The 21,306-nt window shown below is 39.3% G+C and carries 23 protein-coding genes; 4 read left to right on the forward strand and 19 right to left on the reverse strand.

The features are described from left to right. Window positions 1–15: 15 nt before the first annotated feature. The 7 genes from J2S78_RS11210 to J2S78_RS11240 form a co-directional block, all read right to left on the reverse strand. The gene (locus tag J2S78_RS11210) at window positions 16–234 is read right to left on the reverse strand and encodes a DUF2905 domain-containing protein (protein WP_125554631.1); all 219 of its coding nucleotides are present in this window, start codon (window positions 232–234) and stop codon (window positions 16–18) included. Beyond that, window positions 227–1,231 (reverse strand): Holliday junction branch migration DNA helicase RuvB, encoded by a 1,005-nt coding sequence (gene ruvB, locus J2S78_RS11215; RefSeq protein ID WP_306898607.1) that lies wholly within the window; start codon window positions 1,229–1,231, stop codon window positions 227–229. Before ruvB ends, J2S78_RS11210 begins: the two co-directional genes overlap by 8 nt. A gap of 28 nt (window positions 1,232–1,259) precedes the next feature. Then, a complete protein-coding gene (gene ruvA, locus J2S78_RS11220) occupies window positions 1,260–1,865 on the reverse strand; it encodes a Holliday junction branch migration protein RuvA (RefSeq protein WP_306898608.1) in 606 nt (201 codons plus the stop codon). A gap of 83 nt (window positions 1,866–1,948) precedes the next feature. Then, on the reverse strand, window positions 1,949–2,239 hold the full coding sequence (locus tag J2S78_RS11225; RefSeq protein WP_306898610.1) for a BofC N-terminal domain-containing protein: 291 nt from the start codon (window positions 2,237–2,239) through the stop codon (window positions 1,949–1,951). 98 nt (window positions 2,240–2,337) lie between these two features. After that, the gene (locus tag J2S78_RS11230) at window positions 2,338–3,090 is read right to left on the reverse strand and encodes a YebC/PmpR family DNA-binding transcriptional regulator (RefSeq protein ID WP_306898611.1); all 753 of its coding nucleotides are present in this window, start codon (window positions 3,088–3,090) and stop codon (window positions 2,338–2,340) included. Window positions 3,091–3,212: 122 nt separating this feature from the next. Further along, window positions 3,213–3,968 carry a YhcN/YlaJ family sporulation lipoprotein gene (locus tag J2S78_RS11235; RefSeq protein WP_306898613.1) on the reverse strand — a complete coding sequence of 252 codons (756 nt, stop codon included), beginning with the start codon at window positions 3,966–3,968 and terminating at the stop codon, window positions 3,213–3,215. Window positions 3,969–4,055: 87 nt separating this feature from the next. Then, window positions 4,056–5,096, reverse strand: a complete 1,041-nt coding sequence (locus J2S78_RS11240) for a LysM peptidoglycan-binding domain-containing protein (protein ID WP_306898614.1) — start codon at window positions 5,094–5,096, stop codon at window positions 4,056–4,058. A gap of 211 nt (window positions 5,097–5,307) precedes the next feature. On the opposite strand from J2S78_RS11240, the gene J2S78_RS11245 reads away from it, so the two are divergent. After that, window positions 5,308–5,865 (forward strand): transcription repressor NadR, encoded by a 558-nt coding sequence (locus J2S78_RS11245; RefSeq protein WP_306898779.1) that lies wholly within the window; start codon window positions 5,308–5,310, stop codon window positions 5,863–5,865. A gap of 15 nt (window positions 5,866–5,880) precedes the next feature. Here J2S78_RS11245 and pheA read toward each other — a convergent pair whose 3' ends face one another. From pheA to J2S78_RS11265, 4 genes are all read right to left on the reverse strand, one after another. Continuing rightward, window positions 5,881–6,768: a prephenate dehydratase gene (pheA, locus tag J2S78_RS11250; RefSeq protein WP_306898617.1), complete on the reverse strand. Its 888-nt coding sequence runs from the start codon at window positions 6,766–6,768 to the stop codon at window positions 5,881–5,883. 32 nt (window positions 6,769–6,800) lie between these two features. Next, the gene (thrR, locus tag J2S78_RS11255; protein ID WP_306898619.1) at window positions 6,801–7,253 is read right to left on the reverse strand and encodes a transcriptional regulator ThrR; all 453 of its coding nucleotides are present in this window, start codon (window positions 7,251–7,253) and stop codon (window positions 6,801–6,803) included. A gap of 84 nt (window positions 7,254–7,337) precedes the next feature. Further along, a complete protein-coding gene (obgE, locus tag J2S78_RS11260; RefSeq protein WP_306898622.1) occupies window positions 7,338–8,621 on the reverse strand; it encodes a GTPase ObgE in 1,284 nt (427 codons plus the stop codon). Between the two features lie 11 nt (window positions 8,622–8,632). After that, window positions 8,633–9,166: a Spo0B C-terminal domain-containing protein gene (locus J2S78_RS11265; RefSeq protein ID WP_306898624.1), complete on the reverse strand. Its 534-nt coding sequence runs from the start codon at window positions 9,164–9,166 to the stop codon at window positions 8,633–8,635. Window positions 9,167–9,344: 178 nt separating this feature from the next. On the opposite strand from J2S78_RS11265, the gene J2S78_RS11270 reads away from it, so the two are divergent. Further along, window positions 9,345–9,602: a hypothetical protein gene (locus J2S78_RS11270; protein ID WP_306898626.1), complete on the forward strand. Its 258-nt coding sequence runs from the start codon at window positions 9,345–9,347 to the stop codon at window positions 9,600–9,602. A 59-nt stretch (window positions 9,603–9,661) separates the two neighbouring features. Here J2S78_RS11270 and hemY read toward each other — a convergent pair whose 3' ends face one another. The 7 genes from hemY to liaF form a co-directional block, all read right to left on the reverse strand. Beyond that, window positions 9,662–11,041 (reverse strand): protoporphyrinogen oxidase, encoded by a 1,380-nt coding sequence (hemY, locus tag J2S78_RS11275; protein ID WP_306898627.1) that lies wholly within the window; start codon window positions 11,039–11,041, stop codon window positions 9,662–9,664. Between the two features lie 14 nt (window positions 11,042–11,055). Continuing rightward, window positions 11,056–11,991, reverse strand: a complete 936-nt coding sequence (hemH, locus tag J2S78_RS11280) for a ferrochelatase (RefSeq protein ID WP_306898628.1) — start codon at window positions 11,989–11,991, stop codon at window positions 11,056–11,058. Window positions 11,992–12,009: 18 nt separating this feature from the next. Further along, complete coding sequence (gene hemE / locus J2S78_RS11285) at window positions 12,010–13,044, reverse strand: uroporphyrinogen decarboxylase (protein WP_306898630.1); 1,035 nt, start codon at window positions 13,042–13,044, stop codon at window positions 12,010–12,012. 356 nt (window positions 13,045–13,400) lie between these two features. After that, window positions 13,401–15,551, reverse strand: a complete 2,151-nt coding sequence (locus J2S78_RS11290; RefSeq protein WP_306898631.1) for a transglycosylase domain-containing protein — start codon at window positions 15,549–15,551, stop codon at window positions 13,401–13,403. Window positions 15,552–15,692: 141 nt separating this feature from the next. Then, window positions 15,693–16,322 (reverse strand): response regulator transcription factor, encoded by a 630-nt coding sequence (locus tag J2S78_RS11295; RefSeq protein ID WP_306898632.1) that lies wholly within the window; start codon window positions 16,320–16,322, stop codon window positions 15,693–15,695. Then, complete coding sequence (locus J2S78_RS11300) at window positions 16,315–17,382, reverse strand: sensor histidine kinase (protein WP_306898633.1); 1,068 nt, start codon at window positions 17,380–17,382, stop codon at window positions 16,315–16,317. The genes J2S78_RS11295 and J2S78_RS11300 overlap by 8 nt, the downstream gene beginning before the upstream one ends. Next, window positions 17,382–18,269: a cell wall-active antibiotics response protein LiaF gene (gene liaF / locus J2S78_RS11305; protein WP_306898635.1), complete on the reverse strand. Its 888-nt coding sequence runs from the start codon at window positions 18,267–18,269 to the stop codon at window positions 17,382–17,384. The genes J2S78_RS11300 and liaF overlap by 1 nt, the downstream gene beginning before the upstream one ends. Window positions 18,270–18,583: 314 nt before the next feature. Here liaF and J2S78_RS11310 point away from each other — a divergent pair, with 314 nt between their 5' ends. Beyond that, on the forward strand, window positions 18,584–19,300 hold the full coding sequence (locus J2S78_RS11310) for a cytochrome c biogenesis CcdA family protein (RefSeq protein WP_306898636.1): 717 nt from the start codon (window positions 18,584–18,586) through the stop codon (window positions 19,298–19,300). A 24-nt stretch (window positions 19,301–19,324) separates the two neighbouring features. After that, entirely contained in the window at window positions 19,325–20,524 is a 1,200-nt protein-coding gene (locus J2S78_RS11315; RefSeq protein ID WP_306898637.1) for a M20 family metallopeptidase, read from the forward strand. Between the two features lie 19 nt (window positions 20,525–20,543). Here the strand turns inward: J2S78_RS11315 and J2S78_RS11320 are convergent, their stop codons facing one another. Then, window positions 20,544–21,287, reverse strand: coding sequence for an EcsC family protein (locus J2S78_RS11320; protein ID WP_306898638.1), 744 nt, complete (start codon window positions 21,285–21,287; stop codon window positions 20,544–20,546). Between the last annotated feature and the right edge of the window lie 19 nt (window positions 21,288–21,306).

Raw genomic sequence — 21,306 nt, forward strand, 5'->3', positions numbered from 1 at the left:
ACGTATGTAACTTTTTTAACGAAAACGTCCAAAAATATAAAACAACAAAGACAATACAACACTAATCACAATAGACGTTACAATTGGAAAATAAAATGTAGTATTTTCTTTTTTTATTACAATATCTCCTGGCAATTTTCCGAGCGATATAAATTTACCGCCCACTTGCCAAATCAATCCAAATAACACAAGTGCAATGCCCAGCCCAATAAGAAGCTTAGGAATATCACTCACTATCAGGCACCTCCACACCTAGATGCTCATAAGCCTGTGATGTAACCATTCGCCCGCGCGGTGTACGAACTAAAAAGCCGATTTGCATTAAATAAGGTTCGTATACATCTTCAAGTGTATTCGCCTCTTCACCGATTGTGGCAGCAATTGCCTCTACGCCGACGGGACCTCCTCGAAATTTTTCTATAATACTTGCCAGTAATTTATGATCTATTTCATCTAGTCCAAGTCGGTCAACCTGCAGCTTTTCAAGAGCAGAATCTGCCATTTCTAATGAAATAACACCACTTCCCTGTACTTGCGCAAAATCACGCACTCTTCGCAGTAAGCGATTGGCGACTCTTGGGGTCCCTCTAGAGCGACGCGCCATTTCAACCGAGGCTTCTTCATCTATCGGTACTTCTAATAAATCACCGCTTCGAGTTACAATTTGGGAAAGTTCCTCTTTATTATAATATTCAAGTCGCGAATGAACACCAAACCTATCTCTAAGTGGAGCTGACAGCATTCCTGCTCTTGTTGTTGCGCCTATTAACGTAAAAGGGGGAAGATCTAGTTGAACAGATCTTGCTGTCGACTCTTTGCCAATGATGATATCAATACAAAAGTCTTCCATTGCTGGGTAAAGAACTTCTTCAACGGACCTTGGTAAACGATGAATTTCATCAATAAACAATACGTCTCCCGGTTCAAGAGCTGTTAAAACAGCTGCTAAATCACCAGGGCGTTCGATGGCAGGTCCCGACGTTGTTCGAATATTTACACCCATTTCTGTAGCTATAATCATTGCAAGAGTTGTTTTTCCAAGACCAGGTGGACCATATAACAGAACATGGTCCAGACTCTCTTCTCTCATTTTGGCTGCTTCAATAAACACTTCAAGGTTTTTCTTCACTTTCCCTTGACCTATATATTGAGAAAAGTCAACCGGTCTAATGCTGCTTTCTAACTGGTCATCGGTTCCATAGGCAACTTGTGAAACCACACGTTCTTCCATTTTAAGTACCACCTGCCATTTTGCTAAATTATGAAGAAAGCATCCATTGTAATGCTTTTCTTACATATTCGTCAGCACTTTGTTCTTCCTTTTGTAATTCAGGTTTTACTTTAGAAATTTCTTTTTCTCCATATCCTAATGCCCTTAAAGCTTCCAACGCTTCTTCTAGTGCGCTTTCTTCTGTATTATCTATTTCGTCTTGCAATAAAGAGCCGGTTGAAACCGAATCACTCGTTATGTCATTTAGTTTACCTTTAAGATCAAGAATGATTTGTCTCGCAGTTTTTTTCCCTACACCTGGAAACTTGACGAGAAAGTTTTCGTTCTCTTCTTCAATCGCACTAACTACTTGAAGGGGCGCGCCTGCAGCTAGGATGGCTAGAGCTCCTTTAGGGCCGATACCCGACACTTGGAGAAGCTGTTCAAACAGACCTCTTTCTTTTCTTGAAGCAAAGCCATAAAGGCGAAGTACGTCTTCTTTTACGTATTGATACGTATAGATAACAACGTCATTTTCGTTTTTTTCGAAAACAAACGGATTCGCACAATATATTAAATATCCTATATTACCAACTTCAAGGGTGAGAGTTTCTCGTTCTGTATGGACTATCGTTCCTCTTAAAAATTCAATCAAAACAACTTTCTTCCTTTCCCCAATCAAACACGAACATGCTTTCTTTTATTATCATAGCAAAATTCAAGCATAATAGAAACATATTAATGGTTTTCATATGGTTTTCTTAAAATAATTTGACCTTGATTTTGATCAATTACTTCCCAATTTCTATACTTTGCCCAAAAATCTTCCACGGCCCAAACCGTTTCTGTTTTTTTCTTCGTAACAACAACTCCGTTTGAAGTTTCTTTTTCTAAAATTAATTCATATGTGGCTGGTTGTTCTTGTTTTCCCGCATCTAATAAAGGAGAATCCAGTTGGTTTGATGAAGCTGTCAAAAAAACTAAGGCTGTTAAAAGAAACAATACGTAACGAAACGTTGCACATATCATAATTGTACTTCCTTTCAAAGCCTTTCGAGGTTGTTATGCGAATAAAGAAAGACCTTTTTTTACGGTATTATCCCCATAAAAAAAGGCATTTATTCTTATTAGTATGAAATTCGGGACAGTTGTTCTTCATCAGCTTCAAAATTATGATAAACACTTTGCACATCATCATTATCTTCTAATGCGTCAATCATTTTTATCATTTTTTCCGCATGCTCATCTTTTAACGTTGTATTAGTATCCGGAAACAGAATAATCTCGGCTTTTAAAAATTCATAGTTGTTGCTTTCAAGATCTTTTTTTACTTGTTCAAAATTGTCGGGATCTGTTTGAATATAGAAACTTTGATCGTCCGACTCAAAATCTTCGGCTCCAGCCTCTATCGCCTCAAGCATAAATTCTTCTTCATCGATTTCATCTGTCCGATCGGCAATGAGCTGACCTTTTCGGTTAAACATAAACGAAACGCAGCCATTTTCCCCAAGATTTCCTCCATTTTTAGAAAACGCGTGACGTACATCTGCTGCTGTTCGATTTTTATTTTCGGTTAAGGCTTTCACCATAACAGCTGCACCGCCAGGCCCATAACCTTCATATGTTATTTCATCATAATTTACAGCTCCCGCTTCACCAGAAGCTTTTTTAACTGTTCTTTCGATATTGTCACTCGGAATATTCTCAGCTCTTGCTTTAGTTAGAGCCATCCGCAGGCGAAGATTTGTGTTCGGATCGTCTCCACCTTCCCGCACTGCGGCGAAGATTTCTTTTGACAATTTCGTGAAAATCTTTGCTCGCTTGGCATCCTGACTTTCTTTTCTACGTTTTATATTATGCCATTTGGAATGTCCTGCCATTGTTCATTCCTCCTCTTTCTTTTCCAATTACTAAATATAGCATATATATAAGTAACATTGAAGGAAAGAGCACTATTGAAAAGCGTTCCAACAAGTTTTCACTTGTGGAACGCTTTTTTCTGTTAACTGTCTTCAAATGGTCGTTGTGCTGCGTTACTTAAATCCTCAATCATGCTGTTGATTGTGTCGCCAGCCTCGTCCAAGCCTTCACCGTTTTGAATATTATCGCCAATTTCTTGAATATTTCCAAATTGTTCTTCATCGAAAGTTACATACACTTGTCGATCATTATCCACAGTCTCTTGCACTTTTTCTTTAATTTTAGATGTGAGCTCTTCAGCTTGTTCATCTTCTTCTGGCGTATCAATTCCAACTAGAATATCGTTTCCTTTAACAATGGCACGAGCGTCATCAACGCCCTCCATGCCTTCTACTTCATTTTCGATTTCTTCGACATTTCCCGCGGTTCCACTGCCATTCCCGTTATCATTGTTATTTCCGTTATTATTTCCTGCATTGCCTGCATTTCCAGTTCCATCATCTACGTTTTCAGCGTTTAATCCACCACGGTCTCCAACCATACCTGGTCTGTCCCCGATTTGACCTCGATTGTCATTAGCAGGACGTCGACCTGTTATATTACCTCCGCCTTGCGAACGATCATCTTCGGTCATCATGTCTGTCATAGGACCTTCACCACGTTGATTCATTCTCCCATTGTCCCGGACATTGTTATAACGTCCCTCATTTTGGTCATAATCATTATAATTGGTCCGGGTAGGAGCACCCATTTCATTATTGTCATTTGCTTCTCCGCAGCCAGTTAATCCACCGGCAATGATTGCGCAAGCTGTTAATGTCATTGCAGCTTTTTTCATTAAAAAACCTCCTTTCATCGTTAGTTTGATTCAAGGAGGCTTTTTTTAAGCTGTTATTTAGAGGTAAAAAAGGCAATTGCTATGCCGTTACTCACGATTGAAATTATTCATCCATGGCGAATAAGGACCCCCATTATTGTTATTGAAATGGTTATCATTATTATTATTAGTGTTATTGTCATTATTATTGTTATCCATATTATAGTTATTGGAGGCATATGGACCACTGGATGGCATCTGATTTGAATGCAACTTACCAGGTGGGAACATTTGTTGTTGCATTGGCATTTGTTGCATTGGCATTTGCTGCTGCATTGGCATAGACGGTGCTCCATTCATTTCCGGCATCATTGGCCCTCCTTGATGCATATTTGGCATAGGCATCATTTGAGGCGGTGATGGTTGATGCATGTATGGACTCATCGGGGGACAAGGAGGCATCATAGGAACAACTGGTACACATTGGCAAGGGCCTGGCATCATATAAGGCATAGATGGATAATCATTCTGATTCATACTTTCCGGTGAAACCATTTCATTAACATTTTTCCCCTTTACTTCTGCCTTTTTAGGTGGTTCTGGCATTTGTTGTGGCTTTTGCTGTTTTGGGGACTTAGGCTGCTCCTTTGGCTGAGGCTTTGGTTTCTGTTGCGGCATTTTTGCCTTTTCTTCTTTTTTCTTTTCTTCTTTTTTTGGTGCTGTTTGCGGAGCTTTTGGTGCTGTTGGTTTATAAAAGTTTACGTTCATATTATAATGATTTTCTTCCGAGTGACTTGGCATTGGTGGCTTAGGAGGCATTGGCGACGGTTGATACATCGGTGGAACGTTAGGCTGTTTTGGTTTATTTTCCATTGGTTGCTGAGCTTTCGATTGTTCTTTGGGCTGTTCTTTCGCTTCTGGCTTCATCTGTGGTTGATTTATATTACTATTTTCTGGCTGCATGTTTGATTTAGGCTGTTCTTTTTTCACTTGTACACTTTTGGCCGGTATTTTTATTTTCATCCCTGGCATTATTTTATCCGGATCTGCCAAGTGTCCATTCGCTTTCTTCACTTCTTCAAAGGAAACATTGTACTGCTGAGCTAATTTCCACAATGTATCCCCTTTTTGTACAATATGAATATTCATAATATTTCCTCCCTCAACTAGATGTTTGAAGCCGGGATAAAGAAGAGGAATATGATATCCCTTTCCTTCTCTTTTCACCGTTCCCACCGTCTATGGCAAGCATATGCGCTCCAACATACATATATGCATATTGGAGAATAATACGAGTTATAGTCTTTCTAACTGTTCACAACGAAATGGTTCATGTAAAATGAAAATAAACAACTTCTTAATGGAGGAGCATATCGTGACAAATAAATCAGATAAATTATCCGGTGAAAAAAGAAGAGAGCTGATATTGGAGTGGCTGGTACATTCTAATAAACCTATAACTGGTAAGGATCTTGCTGCTAAAACAAATGTCAGCAGACAAGTTATTGTTCAAGATATTTCACTATTAAAGGCAAAAAATCACCCCATCCTTGCAACATCTCAAGGATATATTGTGATTCCTGAACAAAAATCTCAGACCGTCCAAAAACAAATAGCATGCTTTCACTCTTCGGACTTATCCGTAACAGAAGAAGAATTAAATATTATCGTCGATCACGGAGCGCAAGTTATTGACGTTTCTATTGAACATCCTTTATATGGTGATATCACCGCGTCATTAATGCTTTCTAGCCGAAGTGATATTCAAAACTTTATTAAAAAGTTACAACAAACTAGTGCACCATTGTTATCAGAACTAACAGACGGAACTCACCTACATACAATAGAAGCATCATCCTACCACGTAATAGAGGAAGTTGAATCGGCTTTAAATCAAAAAGAATTCCTTTTAACATAAAAAAGAAGCTCATCCCTATTTTGGGACAGGCTTCTTTTTCATTTCTTCCATTTCAGTGGAGAGTAAACAGGGATAACTCCCGAGAATTCGCACTCCACACCCGAGCGCCTCTACTTCAGCAATAACTCCAGGCAGTAAAACATCATCCATTTCCTTTTCCACATCAATAACGAAAAAATAATTACCAATACCTGTTTTCATCGGCCTTGACTCTATTTTGGTTAAGTTCAATTTTCTCCAGGCAAAAGCTGATAATACTTGATGTAATGCCCCAGAAAAGTCCGAAGGCAGTGTAATAACCATCGTCGTTTTACTTTTCTCATTCTCCTCAACTACAAGCGATTTCTCCGTGTTGGATAAAAGGGCAAATCGTGTATGATTATTATCATAATCATGAATATTTTCTTTAACTGTGGTCAGCTTGTAAGCGTCAGCTGCTAAGGAATTGGCAATTGCTGCACCATTATAATCAATATTATCAGCAATCTCTTTGGCAGCCGAACTGGTTGAATTTGTATAATGTATTACTGCTTCAGAAAAATTCGTTTGAATAAATTCATGGCACTGGGCAATCGCTTGAGGGTGCGAATAAATGTCAGTTATTTCATTCCATGCATCGGCTCTCTCCGGATGAACAAGTAAATGTTGTTCAATAGGTACAGTGACTTCCCCAATAATAGGGAGTTCATGCTTGTGGATTAAATAATCAAGCGTCATATTCACTGATCCTTCAATCGCATTTTCCATAGGAACTACCGCGACATCAATTTCTCCTTCTGCTGCAGCTGACATACAAGCGGGTATCGTTGAAAAGGAGTGTCGTTCATCACTTGGAAAAATTGATTGTGCCGCAATTTCTGTAAATGACCCCATAGGACCGAGATAGCCGATTTTTTTCGTCATTCTTGTCTCCACTCCTTCTACAAAATAATGGCTCACAGTGAACCTGAGCCAACTATTTCTACATGTTCTACCGCATCCATAGCTTCCATTCTCTGAACAAAGGTTCGAATTTCCATTTTTAATGCAGAAGTGTCAATAGTTAATGTAACATTAGCACGACCTTCTAACGGAATCGTTTGATTAATCGTTAAGACATTCGAATCAGCTCTCGCTACTTCTTTTAGAAGGTCGGATAAAGAACCGGATTTATCAGTTAGTTGAATAGATAACGTTATTATTTTCTCCTTAATCACCGTATGAAAAGGGAAAATCGCATCTTTGTATTTATAAAAAGCACTTCTGCTTAAATTAACTGCCTGTACGGCTTCAGCTACTTTTTGCGTCTTGCCGCTTTCAAGTAAAGCTTTTGCTTCCAGCGTTTTTTGCATTGCTTCTGTTAACATATCTTGCCTGACAAGATAAAAATTATCAATTTTCTCTGTCATTTATACACCACCATAATCATGGCATCATTGTCACACTATTATACATTATAATTTGCTGAATGTGTTTTTACAACGCTTGTTCTTCTACTCAATAAATTCAAATTCAAAATCAAGCAGTCGAACAATATCTCCATCATTTGCTCCTTTTTGCCGCAGAGCATCGTCTATTCCCATATGGCGCATTTTTCTAGAAAATCGATTAACAGATTCGTCACGTGAAAAATCGGTCATCTTAAACATTTTTTCTATTTCGTCACCTTCAATAACAAAAACTCCGTCATCATCTCTTGAAATAGTAAAAGGATCTTCTTTCTTCTCATAGCGATATACAACCCTTTGCTCTTGCTCTTCTTCATCATATAGAGGGAATTCTGGAGTAGTATCCACAAGATTGGCAATCTCCCGTAACATTTCAGTTAATCCTTGTTTTGTTAAAGCGGAAACAGGATATACTTTTACATCTTCAGAAATTTTACTTTTAAATACTTCTAACTGTTCATCGGCTCCCGGCATATCCATTTTATTCGCCATCACCACTTGCGGGCGTTCGAGTAATCTCATATTGTATTGTCGCAATTCCTCATTTATTTTTTCAAAGTCATCATACGGATCTCTCCCTTCAAGACCCGACATATCAATGACATGAACAATCACCCTGGTTCGTTCAATGTGACGTAAAAATTGCTGACCCAGTCCGACACCTTCGTGTGCTCCTTCAATTAAACCAGGAAGGTCTGCCATAACAAAGCTTCTTCCATCTTCAATCCCGACAACACCCAGATTAGGACTGAGTGTCGTGAAGTGGTAATCACCGATTTTTGGTCGCGCCGCTGATACTACAGATAACAGTGTGGATTTTCCAACACTTGGAAATCCAACAAGACCTACATCAGCCAACACTTTTAATTCGAGATTTATATATCTTTCTGGAGCAGGTTCTCCTTTTTCACTCAATTCCGGTGCTGGATTTGCCGGGGTTGCAAAGCGGGTGTTTCCTTTTCCACCTCGCCCACCCCTTGCAACAATCGCTCGTTCTTTATGTTCGGTAAGATCGGCAATAACTTCATTAGTATCATCATCGATAATCGTTGTGCCAGGCGGAACTTGTACAACTAAATCTTCTGAGCTTTTACCGTGTTGATTTTTTGATCTACCATTTTCTCCAGGCTTTGCCTTAAAATGCTTTTGATAACGAAAATCCATTAATGTTCGGAGGCCTTCATCTACTTCAACAACAACATTTCCTCCTTTGCCGCCGTCTCCACCCGCAGGTCCACCATCGGGTACAAATTTTTCACGACGAAAAGCCACCATTCCGTCACCGCCGTCTCCTGCTTTCACATACACTTTCACTTTATCAACAAACAATGATTTTCACCTCATTTATTATTTAACGCAACGAATAAAAGTTCTTTTTCATTCCACACAATATCTTCCAAGCAGCATTTGCCCGAATTAGAAAATAACGCTAACCAATTTTCTATCCTTTCTGTTTGCTCCAGCTCCCCTTGAAAATCAATTTCTAAATAGGGTTCTTCATAAGCATGTATTGTCACAAGTAACTGGTTTTCTATTCCTGGCTTCACAGCTTTATCTAATTCTTGTGTAAAGGACGATAATATCTCATACCAGCAATGTTCATACGGTTGACAGTCCACATTTTTTGCAGACACCTCAATATCTAAATAAAACCAATGCGAATGCCAGTTGAATGTTAATAAAAACATTGCTGTGGAAGGAATATTCAGGCTCGACAGCCTACTTTCATGTTCTAATTTTCTTATTGCATCATCCATTATTTGATCGACTCTATCAATATGTCCCAGGGCTATATTTCCCTTTATGATCTGAATAGTATTCATCCAGTCGTGTCTAGAGTGTCTTAAACAATCCAATAGTTCTCTGTCATCCATTCACACTACACCCCTCATGTAAGACGTTTGAGGATAAATTATATTGTATCACAACGTTTGCAGGCGGTCATACCCAAGTAAGCTGAATTGGCATTTAGTTAGAATTATGTATATTTCTCTTTCGTGTGGAAACGATAAATACCGTTACACTATACCATCATAATATGGAGGTATCATCATGGCACAACAAAACCAAGGTCAACAGTTACAGCAAGCACAGCAAGCTATTCAACAAGCGCAACAAGGCATGCAATCAGCCGGTAATGATCCACAACAGCTTCAACAATCTCAGCAGCAGTTACAGCAGGCCCAACAGCAACTACAGCAAGCACAACAGCAAGGAAATAATCAGAATCAGCAAGAATTTCAAAAAGCTCAGCAAGAGTTACAACAGGCGCAACAAGACCTTCAACAAGCACAACAACGTCAACAGTAAGACATTTTATTGAAAAAGGAACCGGTTCTCCTATTGAGCCGGTTCCTTTTTCTATGTCCTTATTTAACAATTTGCTCCACAATGTCTTCTCCCTGTTTAATACAATCCGGTAAGCCGACGCCGCCATAAGCAGCACCTGCCACGTGTACACCCGGAAAATCCACTTCCAACTGTGCTTTTATTTCTTCTAGTTTTTTGTAGTGATCTACTTCATATTGAGGCATGGCATCATACCAACGCGTAACTTTATAATATTCTGGATAACCTTCAACCGTCATAATATTATTTAAATCTTGTAATGCCTTATCCACAATGTACTCGTCATTTTCATCCACAATATCTTCTCCACCGGGTTTACCGACAAAACAACGAAGCAATGCCTTTCCTTCTGGCGTCGAATGTTCCCATTTTCGATGTGTCCACGTACATGCAGTTATCGTATATCCACTTTTTTTGGATACAACAAATCCAGTTCCATCAAAATCACCAGAAATTTGGTCTTTATCAAAGGCCATTGCTACTGTAGCAACAGACGTTGATGGAATAGACTGCAGTTGCTTCTGCACTTGATTATGTTCCAACAGGCTAGCAGCAACATGATGAGAAGTTGCCAGAATAACTTTGTCATACAACTCCGACTCACCTTCTGCGAAATGCAGCTGATATTGATGATTTTTTTTCGTTATTTTTTGCAGCGATTGATTTTTATGGACCGAATCTTCATCTAAGTGATTTTCAATGCCGTCAACAAAAGACTGGAGCCCCTTCGTTAAGGTAAGAAATCCTCCCTTTTTATGGCCTTGACCTGGAGGTTCAGCTGGCCTTGTTGTTTTCATTCCAAGAATCAGACTGCGATATTGTTGCTCCATATCATAGAATTGAGGGAAAGTTGCCTGCAAGCTTAAACGATCCATATTCCCGGCATATATCCCAGACAATAAAGGCTCAATGAGATGATCAACCACTTCGTTTCCAAGACGCCTCCGAAAAAACTTACCTAATGATTGATCTCCCCTGCTTGGCGATTTCGGTAAAACAAGATCAGCACCAGCTCTTAGTTTCCCTAAAACAGAAAACAAACCTGTTGTTAAAAAAGGACCTAATTTCGTAGGAATTCCCATAACAGCACCCATTGGAATGGGGTGCAACGTTTGATCTTTCAAGACATAAGCCTGCCCCTTATTATTAGAGATTAATTCTTCCTCTAAACCAACTTCCTTTGCCAGCTTAGAAGCACTTTCTTTTCTTGCCAAAAAAGAGTCAGGACCTTGTTCAATCACAAACCCATTATAATGATCTGTTTTAATTTTCCCGCCTAATTGTGACGTTTTTTCATACAAATCGTATTCTATATCCAATTGATTTGTCATCATTTCTTTTTGGAGATAATAAGCAGATGTTAATCCTGTTATTCCCCCTCCAATAATTGCTACTTTCATGGCGAACTCCCCACTTATTGCTCTACACTAACATTCATCTTTTTCAAAATCGAATCAGCTAAAGCATCAATAAATTCCGGTTTTGCATTTGGCATTTCCGGGCGATAATAAGCAGCACCTACTTCGTCACAGGCTTGTTTACACTCTACATCATTATCAAAAAGAACTTCTAAATGGTCGGCAACAAAGCCAACAGGGCAGTAAACAAAAGCAGTGTACTCATATTTACGGTTCAAATCTTTCGTTAAGTCTTGAACGTCTGGACCAAGCCACGGATCAGGAGTATTCCCTTCACTTTGCCATCCTAGGGCATAATGTTTGATATTAGCTTTTTCTGCAACAAGTCTCGCTGTTTCTTCCAACTGTTCTGGATAAGGATCACCATTTTGAATAATTTTTTCAGGTAAACTGTGAGCAGAAAAAATCACACAGGTTTTATCCCCATCTTCTGTTTTTTGAAGGGTCTGTTGAACTTGATCTACCCAATAATCGATAAATTTAGGTTCGTCGTACCAATACTCGACACTGTTAATTTCAGGACCGCCGATTCTTTCAGACTCTTCTTTCGCACGACCATTATACGACTTAATACTAAATGTTGAAAAATGCGGGGCGAGGACAATACTATACGCTTCCTCTATTCCATCTTCCTTCATAGAAGCAACGGCATCTTCAATAAATGGATCTATATGTTTTAAACCCAAATACCAATGAAACTCAACGTCTTCGGTCCGTTCGTTTAGACGGTTTTGCAAGTTTTCTCCCTGTTCATTCGTGATTTTAGCAAGTGGAGAGACTCCTCCAATTGCTTCATACCGGGAAATTAAGTCCTGCAACGCTTCTTCAGACGGTTTTCTCCCTCTGCGAATATGTGTATAGTAAGATTCTACCTCATCTAAGCTTCGTGGTGTACCATAAGCCATAACTAAAAGACCGATTTTCTTTTTCATATGTCATCATGCCTCCTATTACTTTTTTGTATATTCATGAACAAATGCTGTTAGCCTTTTTAATGTTTCAGGATCAACTTCTGGAAAAACACCGTGACCCAAGTTAAAGATAAAACCATCTTTTTGCATTCCTTCATCAAGAATTGGCTTTACTTTCTCCTTGATGACATCCCATGGTGCTAACAGAACAGCGGGATCTAAATTACCTTGTAGTGCTTTATTTATCCCTAAATCTCTTGCTTCAGAAACAGAGAGTCTCCAATCAAGACCTATTACTTGTAGGGAAAGATCATTCCATTCCTGCATAAGATGGCGGTTCCCTACACCGAACATAATTAAAGGAACCTTTTCTTCCTTTAGCTCATCCATGATTTTTTTCATGACAGGCTTAACGTATAAACGATAGTCTACAGCGTTCAACGCTCCAACCCACGAGTCAAAAATCTGAACAGCTTGAGCCCCTGCTCTTATTTGTGCTTTGACATAACGTATTGTCATATCACCCAGCTTGTCCATTAATGCATGCCACGCTTGTGGTTGTGCATACATAAATGCTTTTGTGTTGTAGTAATTTTTGGACGGTCCTCCCTCAATCATATAGCTTGCCAGAGTAAAAGGGGCACCGCTGAAACTTATTAATGGTACATGCAGCTGTTCTCTTAACAAACTTATAGTGTCTAAAACATAGGGCACTTCTTCTTCCGGCTCAATCATCCCCAGCTTTTCTACATCGTCTATGTGTTTTATCGGATTATTAATCACCGGACCTACTCCGGGTTTTATATCCACCTCTACTCCAAGAGAAGGCAACGGGGTCATAATATCTTTATATAAAATCGCTGCATCTGTATCGTATTGATCAACCGGTAATTTTGTTACATAAGCACATAATTCCGGTTGTCTTGTGATTTCAAATAAAGAATATTTTTCTTTTAGTCTGCGGTATTCAGGTTGTGACCTGCCCGCTTGTCTCATATACCAGACCGGAATATGATCGACAGCTTCTCCGTTCGCTGCTCTTAAAAAATTATTATTAAGTAATTTTCCATCCATCTCCAAACACTCCTTTATCCTATCCCACACCCAAAACTTCCTTCAGTCCATCGTTGTCTTTTCTTGTCGTTTCCATACCCTTTTTACCATACTCTAAGGCAAATGTCATGTACAGTACTCAAGACCAAAGTTCAAAAAATAGATGAAAAAAGGATTTTCTAAAAGGCATTATCCAGTTGAACTACACTCGGGTTTCCTCGGGTAATGCTTTAGTTCATCGAGTGCAAAAAATACTATGGCTAAGAGTCTTCACTATACTTGGAAGACGAAAATATATCTTCCTTCGCCTTAAAAAATAGAGCCATCCCGACTTTGGGACAGCCCCTTCAACTTAAACATTTTTTTGGTTGCAGTCGCTATCCCCCAAATATTGAACCAACTGATACGTCTGCCACATTGGAAGGCTCTCCTTCTTCTTGGGTTTGAGGATTATACGGCACAACCATATATTCTTTCATATTAAATATATTAACACCTTCAATAGTGTAACTGCCTCCCTCTTCCACTTCAGCTATTTCATCACCTTCATCATCATTCACTTCATACACTCTATACATGACCCTTTCATCGTCCGCAGGGGTCCAATCGAGGTGAACGTTGAACAATCCTCCCCCTTTTAAACTTAGAGAAGCCGACAAGTCATTGACTTCCGTCATTTCTACGGGGGTTTCAAGATCTTGAACGTCTTCAGGTTTTTGGAACGCTGTTTGCGCTTGTGTATCGGCCGGCACTCGATTAAGGATTTCTTTAAACAATTTCGTTGGATAAGAGCTTCCTGCGTCTAAATACTGCTCAGACGTCGTTTTATCATAGCCCATCCATAAAGACCCGGTCCATTGCGGAGTAAAACCAGTAAACCAGGCGTCTCTAGTAGCTCCTTCCACTTCTAAAAAGGAAGTTGTTCCCGTTTTCCCCGCTAAAGAATAGTTAGTTGATCCGGCTGTGCCTGTCCCTTCTTGAACTACATTTTCAAGCAATCTTGTCATATACCATGCATTTTGCTCGCTCATTACTTTTGTCGTTTTTGGATCCGCTTCTCCAACAAGTTCTCCATTACGATCCGTTATGCTTGTAATAAAGTAAGGCTCTATCGTTTCCCCTTTATTAGAGAAAGCAGTATACGAACTTGCAATTTCAAGTGGAGTCAATCCTTCAGATAATCCCCCTAGCGCTACCGCTAAACCATTATCATCTATATCAAGTCCAGCTGATTCCATCCAATCTGATGTCGTTTCTGTACCAAGTTGATCGTATAACCAAACAGCTGCTGTATTGGTGGATTCTTTCACAGCATCAACCATCGTTATTTCCCCTTGGTATTCACCACTGTAGTTTTTAGGCGTGTAACCATCATAATCTAATTTCTCATCTTTCAACATAGAGTATGGTTGGTACTGACCAGTCTCGAGTGCTGGAGCATATACAGCAAGGGGTTTCATCACGGAACCAGGCTGTCTTTTTACGTTCACACGATTTAATCCTTGTCTTACATACTCCCTTCCTCCTTGAACAGCGGCAACACCGCCGCTGTTATGGTTCATCATAAAAAATGCGGCTTCTGTTTCTTCTGCCTCTGAAGGAAAGGAAGAGGCATCCTGAAATAAATCAAATGATGCTTGTTGCATTTCTTTGTTCATCGGTACAACAATGTCATATCCACCTCTATAAATTTCTTCAGCCGATAGTTGATATTTTGATTCCGCTTCATCCAACACCATATCGATATAAGTATAAAAAGCAGGCGTTTCTTCGGATTGATGCAGTGATTCAGGTAATGTTTTCCCTTGAAATGAGACCGTTTCTTCAGCATTTATAAAACCTTGCTGTTCCATAAGTGCCAAAACTGTATTTCTTCTTTCTTTTGCTTGTTCAGCATCATCAACAGGGGAATAGTTGGACGGCGCTTTGGGGATACCTGCAAGCATCGCTGCTTCATCCTCCGTCAAATCTGCTGGCTGCTTTCCATAATACAGTTCAGCCGCTGATTTTATGCCATAAGCCCCATGCCCAAAATAAATTTGGTTCATATAAAATTCCAATATTTGATCTTTGCTGAATCTCCTTTCAAGCCCCATCGCAATCAATACTTCTTTCGTTTTACGGAGTAAGGTTTTGTCATTCGATAAAAATGCATTCTTGGCGAGCTGTTGTGTGATTGTGCTTCCGCCTTCCACTTTTGCACCTGCGAGAATATCACGATAAAGAGCTCGTGCTATTGCACGTGGGTCAATACCCTGGTGTTCATAAAAGCGTGTATCTTCAACCGCTATAAATGCTTGTTGTACATGGTCAGGAATATTTTCTATTTCAACCATATCTCGATCTTCTTTGTGTAATTGGGCAAGTTCTGCTCCGTTTTCATCATAAATAACGGTTGTTTCATTCATTACTAACTGTTTTTCGTCTATTGCTGCGGCACCTATAACGACAGATGACAGATAAATCCCGGCACTTACTAGCATGAATACTAGCAATATAAGTCCCCAGATCACCCATTTATTTCTCATGATATGCTGCTCCTTCTTGCTGCGCTTTTTCCAAGGCGCAAAAGCTATAAAACTTAGACTAATTTCTATTGTAAATGAAACAAACTTTTTGTGCTTATTTTTTCACAGCTTTTGATATTCTTTGTCATTTTTAAGAAATTATTAGGTTGCTAAACCATGACGATGGGCATAAATTGCGATTTGCGTTCGATCATCGACACCTAATTTAGATAAAATATGACTCACATGTGTTTTTACCGTTTTTATACCAATAAATAATTCATTAGCAATCTCCTGATTTGTTTTTCCGTTACCTATAAGTGTTACAACATCGAGCTCACGATCTGTTAATGTTTCGTGTAACGATTGTTCTGTACCTCTCATCCGTTGCATCATTTTCTTAGTCACCGCGGCTTCAACCATCGATTCCCCTTTAACCGCTGCACGTATTGCTTGAGCAATCGTTTGGGCTTTTGACGTTTTTAATAAATAACTAAATGCCCCGGCTTCAATGGCAGGGTAGACTTGTTCATCATCATAAAAACTCGTAAGTACTATTACTTTGATTTGCGGATATTGTGAATTGATTTTTTCGGTCGTCTCTACACCATCCATTTTCTCCATAATCAAGTCCATTAAGACTACATCAGGTTGATGCTTTTTTATGAGTTCAAGCCCACTTTCTCCATTATCTGCTTCCCCAACTACTTCGATATCTGTTTCCGTAGAAAGATAAGCTGACATTCCAATCCGCACCATTACATGATCATCTATTAGTAATACGTTAATCACGGCCGTGTTCCTCCTCATTTGACACTAACACATTAACCTTCACATCAATTTGTGTTCCTTTACCCGGATAAGACAAAATATGAATAACGCCACCGAGTTCATTCACCCTCTCCTTCATCATTGATAATCCATAAGAAGAATGTTTTTGGTTATTATCTAAGTGAAATCCTATCCCATCATCTATTACTTTCATTCGCAGCTGACCGTTGTACCATTTTAATTGAAAATCGATATTTCCCGCTTCAGCATGGCGAATGACATTAGATAAGGCTTCTTGGGCTATGCGGAATAAATGATTCTCCATCCCTTTCCCTAATGCTTCTACTCTTTGAATATCAAAATTTATTTTCACATTTGTTTTTTCAGAGAGTTCTGCTATTAAATCACTCAATCCTTCTTGTAAACCTTTTCCTTCCAAGCTCACAGGGCGCAAATGCATAAGTAAAGCCCGCATCTCCCCTTGTGCGTTCACCGCCATTTTTTCAATCAATGCCGCTTGCTCCATAGACTTCTCACAGTCGATGTTCATTGTTTTTTGAAGAGCGGCAGTTGTCATAGATATAGCAAATAATTGCTGACTAACTGCGTCATGTAACTCTCTGGCAAGCCGCTGCCTCTCATCTGCAACAGCGTCTCTTTTAATAGATGCCTGATATTCTGCCCTTTCATCAGAAAGCTTTTGCATAGAAGCTGCCTGCTCCTGTAATCTATTAGCAACGGCGTTTAAATGGGTGCTCATCACCCCTAATTCATCTTCTCCTTCGAGTGTCGCACGCTTCGAAAATTCTCCTTTTTCTAGCGCCATCGTAGAAGCAATGAGATGGTTCATCCGTATTTTTTGTCTTCTTCCTGTACGCCAACCAATGAATACTGCCAAAGTCAGGGATAGAAAGGCCCACAAAAGAAGAACAGGGATTTGAAACCAGGTTTCAAAAGAAAGCAGAAGCATCATATCTTCTACACTCGATAATAATATAAGAAACAATAAAAATACGCTTAAAACAGCAATCCCTAAAGAATGGCGAATATAATCCCATTGAATATTAACCATCTTTTTCATCACACGTACCTCACATCTATATCTCCAAGGATGACGGAAATGATAATTTTTACTTTTCGATTTGATTCTTTATAGTTTTCTGTTTGTACCACAGCTTGTTTGTTTATGCCTTCTTCCCGGTGTTTGAACACGTTTATATCTCCCAAGGATGCACTCGCCTGGATGGATATATTAAGATCACTTGGAATATATAAATCAACATCACCAATTCCACCGTGCAAAACAACAACCGTTTCTCCTTCATCAACGATAGCCTTTGAAAAATCAATGGCAATGTCACCAATACCATATTTAAGATTCATATCCTGCAAAGCAAACGTTCGTTTCATCAGTTTGAAATCTCCGATGAATATATTTTTTTGAGATGGAGTAACAATCGGTTCATTTCTTATTGTTGCATCTGGTTGTGATGAATGTCCAAAAGAGGATCGGTTGGATACAACGGCTTCTGTTATATGTTCATCCGGTAACTCGTCTTTTTCAACCTTTTTTTGGTGTAAGTGTGGTGTTTGGTCAACTGTATCTTTTTTTATATCGTTATGTTCTTGAGTTTGGGGCGGCAGATCTTTATCTATATCAATTTCCTCGGAAAAATCTTGTCCTTTTAACAATTTAATACCGAAATATAACAAGACTACCGCAATAATAAAGCCGCCTAAATCAATATTTAGAATAGTATCCCCCAATGAAATGACACAGAACGACAGAAATAATAAAGATAACCACTTATTTTTGTTTTTATAAAAGTGGTACGATATAGACGCTGCAATAATCGGCCAAATATAAGAGCCTACGTCGATACGTATACCCAACTGACTAAATAATAGATTCAATCCAACCATAATAATAATAAAACCTAACACAAGATTACCAGAGCTTTTCATCATTCACACGACCTTTAATCTTTTATTGAAACATCAATTATTTTATTGATTCGTTTATTTAGTGTAATATGAAAATAAAAAAGATGCGACCAGCTAAAGGTTAATGTTGACTCCGTCTCAAGTTGGAGTCTTGATTTCACAATTTCTTCATATTTATAAGCTATCATAAGAAAAGCGTAAGCGCCTTGGGAATCTGCGATCTGGCAAAAAAACGTAATCTGAGCGCTTGTGCTAAACTTGGAAGATATATTATATATACTTCTCTTCCTATCTTATAAAAAAAGGTACATAACGCAATAAAAACAGGAGGTTCCTCCATGAATGAAATAAGCATTTGGCTTGCCTTTGGAGCAGGTATTGTTTCGTTTTTAACACCTTGTATTTTCCCGCTTGTTCCGGCTTACTTAGCACAGCTTACTGGAACAACAGTTGAAAATAATCAAATTCAAGTAGAACGACGAATCATCTTATCAAGAAGTTTAGGTTTCATTCTCGGGTTTACGATTGTCTTTTTACTTCTTGGAGCGTCATCAACATTTTTAGGTGAATTGTTTTTTTCGAATAGTCAATTGATTGAACAACTCGGTGGGATTATTATCGTTTTATTTGGTCTGCAAATGACTGGCATCATTTCTATAAAGGCTTTGTTGACCGACAAAAAAGTACATCGAAATCCCAAAAAATCAACCAGCTTTGCCGGCTCCGTTCTGTTTGGATTGTTGTTTGCTGCTGGCTGGTCCCCGTGTATTGGGTTAGTACTTGGTTCGATACTAGCACTTGCAAGCGGGAGTGGAACAATGCTTTCAGGCATGTTCATGTTATTTATTTATTCGATGGGATTAGGTTTACCATTCTTGCTCGTCGGGCTAATTTATTCGAAATCCTTGAATAAACTAAAACGATTAAATAAATGGATGCCGCGTATTCAAAAAATAAGCGGAGGTATTATGATTATCCTCGGCATCATGCTATTCACTGGATATTTCCAAATGTTGTCTAGTTATTTACCGAGCTTGGTTCCATTTGGGTTATAATATTCAATAACATTGGAGGGGAACATGTTGGAACATAGATTGTTTGAACTGTTAGATGCTGCATATAATGAAATGGTTGATATACGGAGGTACCTGCATCAATATCCCGAGCTTTCCTTCGAGGAAAAAGAAACCCCTGCCTATATCGCTTCCTATCACAAAAAGCTTGGGCATGAAGTGAAAACAAATGTCGGAAACCGTGGTATTACCGCTCGCCTAAAAGGAGGAAAACCCGGTCCTGTTGTCGCATTACGTGCTGATTTTGACGCTCTTCCAATCCAGGAAGAGACAGGGCTCCCTTTTCAATCAAAAAAAGATGGCATCATGCATGCTTGTGGTCACGACGGACATACAGCCACTCTGCTCGTATTGGCCAAAGCACTAAACAACATTCAAGCTGATATAAACGGAACAATCGTTTTTATTCATCAACATGCGGAGGAATATGCGCCCGGAGGTGCTATTGAAATGATTCAGGATGGGTGTCTAGATGATGTTGATGTTATATTCGGCACTCACTTATGGGCGACCGTTCCGTATGGTGTGATGCAATATAAAGACGGTGCAATGATGGCGGCTGCGGACCGATTTGAAATAAATATAATCGGAAAAGGTGGACACGGGGCGACACCTCATCTTACAAAAGATGCAATTGTCATTGGTTCTCAGCTTGTCACAACGATTCAACAACTTGTAAGCAGACGAATAGATCCCCAAGAATCAGCAGTGGTGTCGATTGGTTCGTTTGAAGCGGCTAATGCCTTCAATGTGATTGCAGATCAGGCTAAACTTATCGGAACCGTCCGAACCTTTAATAACGATGTAAGAGATTTAATAGAAGAAGAGCTTGAACGCATTACAAGAACAACTTGTGAAGGTGCGAATGCAGACGCCGATTTTCATTTCAGTAAAGGATATCCGCCTGTAGTCAATCATAAAAAAGAAGCGGAGTACCTTGCTACATGTGCATCATCTGTCCCAGGCATCCAAAAAACCGAATATATGAAACCGCAGATGACCGGAGAGGATTTTTCGTATTATTTACAACATGTGAAAGGTTCTTTTTTCTTCACTGGCGCTCAACCCCCCAACACAGAAGAGACTTATCCCCATCATCATCCTAAATTCGATATCGACGAACGAGCTATGCTCTTAGCAGCAAAAATCATGGGAAAAGCCGTGTTAGACTACAAAGACGAAAGCAAACGCTCGGACCAAAAGTAGGTTCGAGCGTTTTTAAGTATCATATATTCTTTTCTTCCATGAGCCACTTCCATCTATAACCTTGTTTAGCTGTCTCCCCAAGATGTCCAAGTAAATGGTAATTAGCTGCAGCCCCTACAATGGCTCCCACTCCCGGTACTAATTGAAGCATTTTCACTAAGTCAATATGGTCTCTGTATTCTTGTTGAAAAGAACTCCAGTCCATTTCTTTGGCCACCGATATATCTTTTGGTTTATCTTCAATATATTCTTCCCAGTTTTCTAACCTCAACGCAGTCTCCGCCCTTTTCTCTGGACTTGAAAAGGCAGCCTGAAATATATGAAGCAAGTATAACCTGTTTCGAAAATCACTAACATCCATACCATAGATAGTTGCCGCCGAGAACAGAAATCTCATCTTAAAACCAAGCAACAACGGAAAGTCAGCAGCCCCTAAAAATATACCGCCGGCACCAGTTCCTGCTCCCTCCGCAGCTGCACCTTTTTGAAAAACCGGGATTAGTTCATCAAGTTTATCGTCCGCTTCTTGTAGATAAAGGGCCGTTTCATGTTTACCATGAGGCAAATAGTCAGAACCGTTTATCACCCCTTCTACCATTTGTTTCACCGCCTGCCCCAAGGCTTGTTGGAATTTTTGCGGAATGAATTTATTTATTCTTGTTTGCACGTTTTTCGTCAGATTTTGAGGCATCGTAGCAGGTTTTTTCATTTTACGCAGCCAAACATCAACGTCCTCACGTACCGCTTGTTCATAATTATTCACGCCATTCCCTTCCCCTTCC

Source organism: Salibacterium salarium (assembly GCF_030813635.1).
GTDB classification, from domain to species: domain Bacteria; phylum Bacillota; class Bacilli; order Bacillales; family Marinococcaceae; genus Salibacterium; species Salibacterium salarium.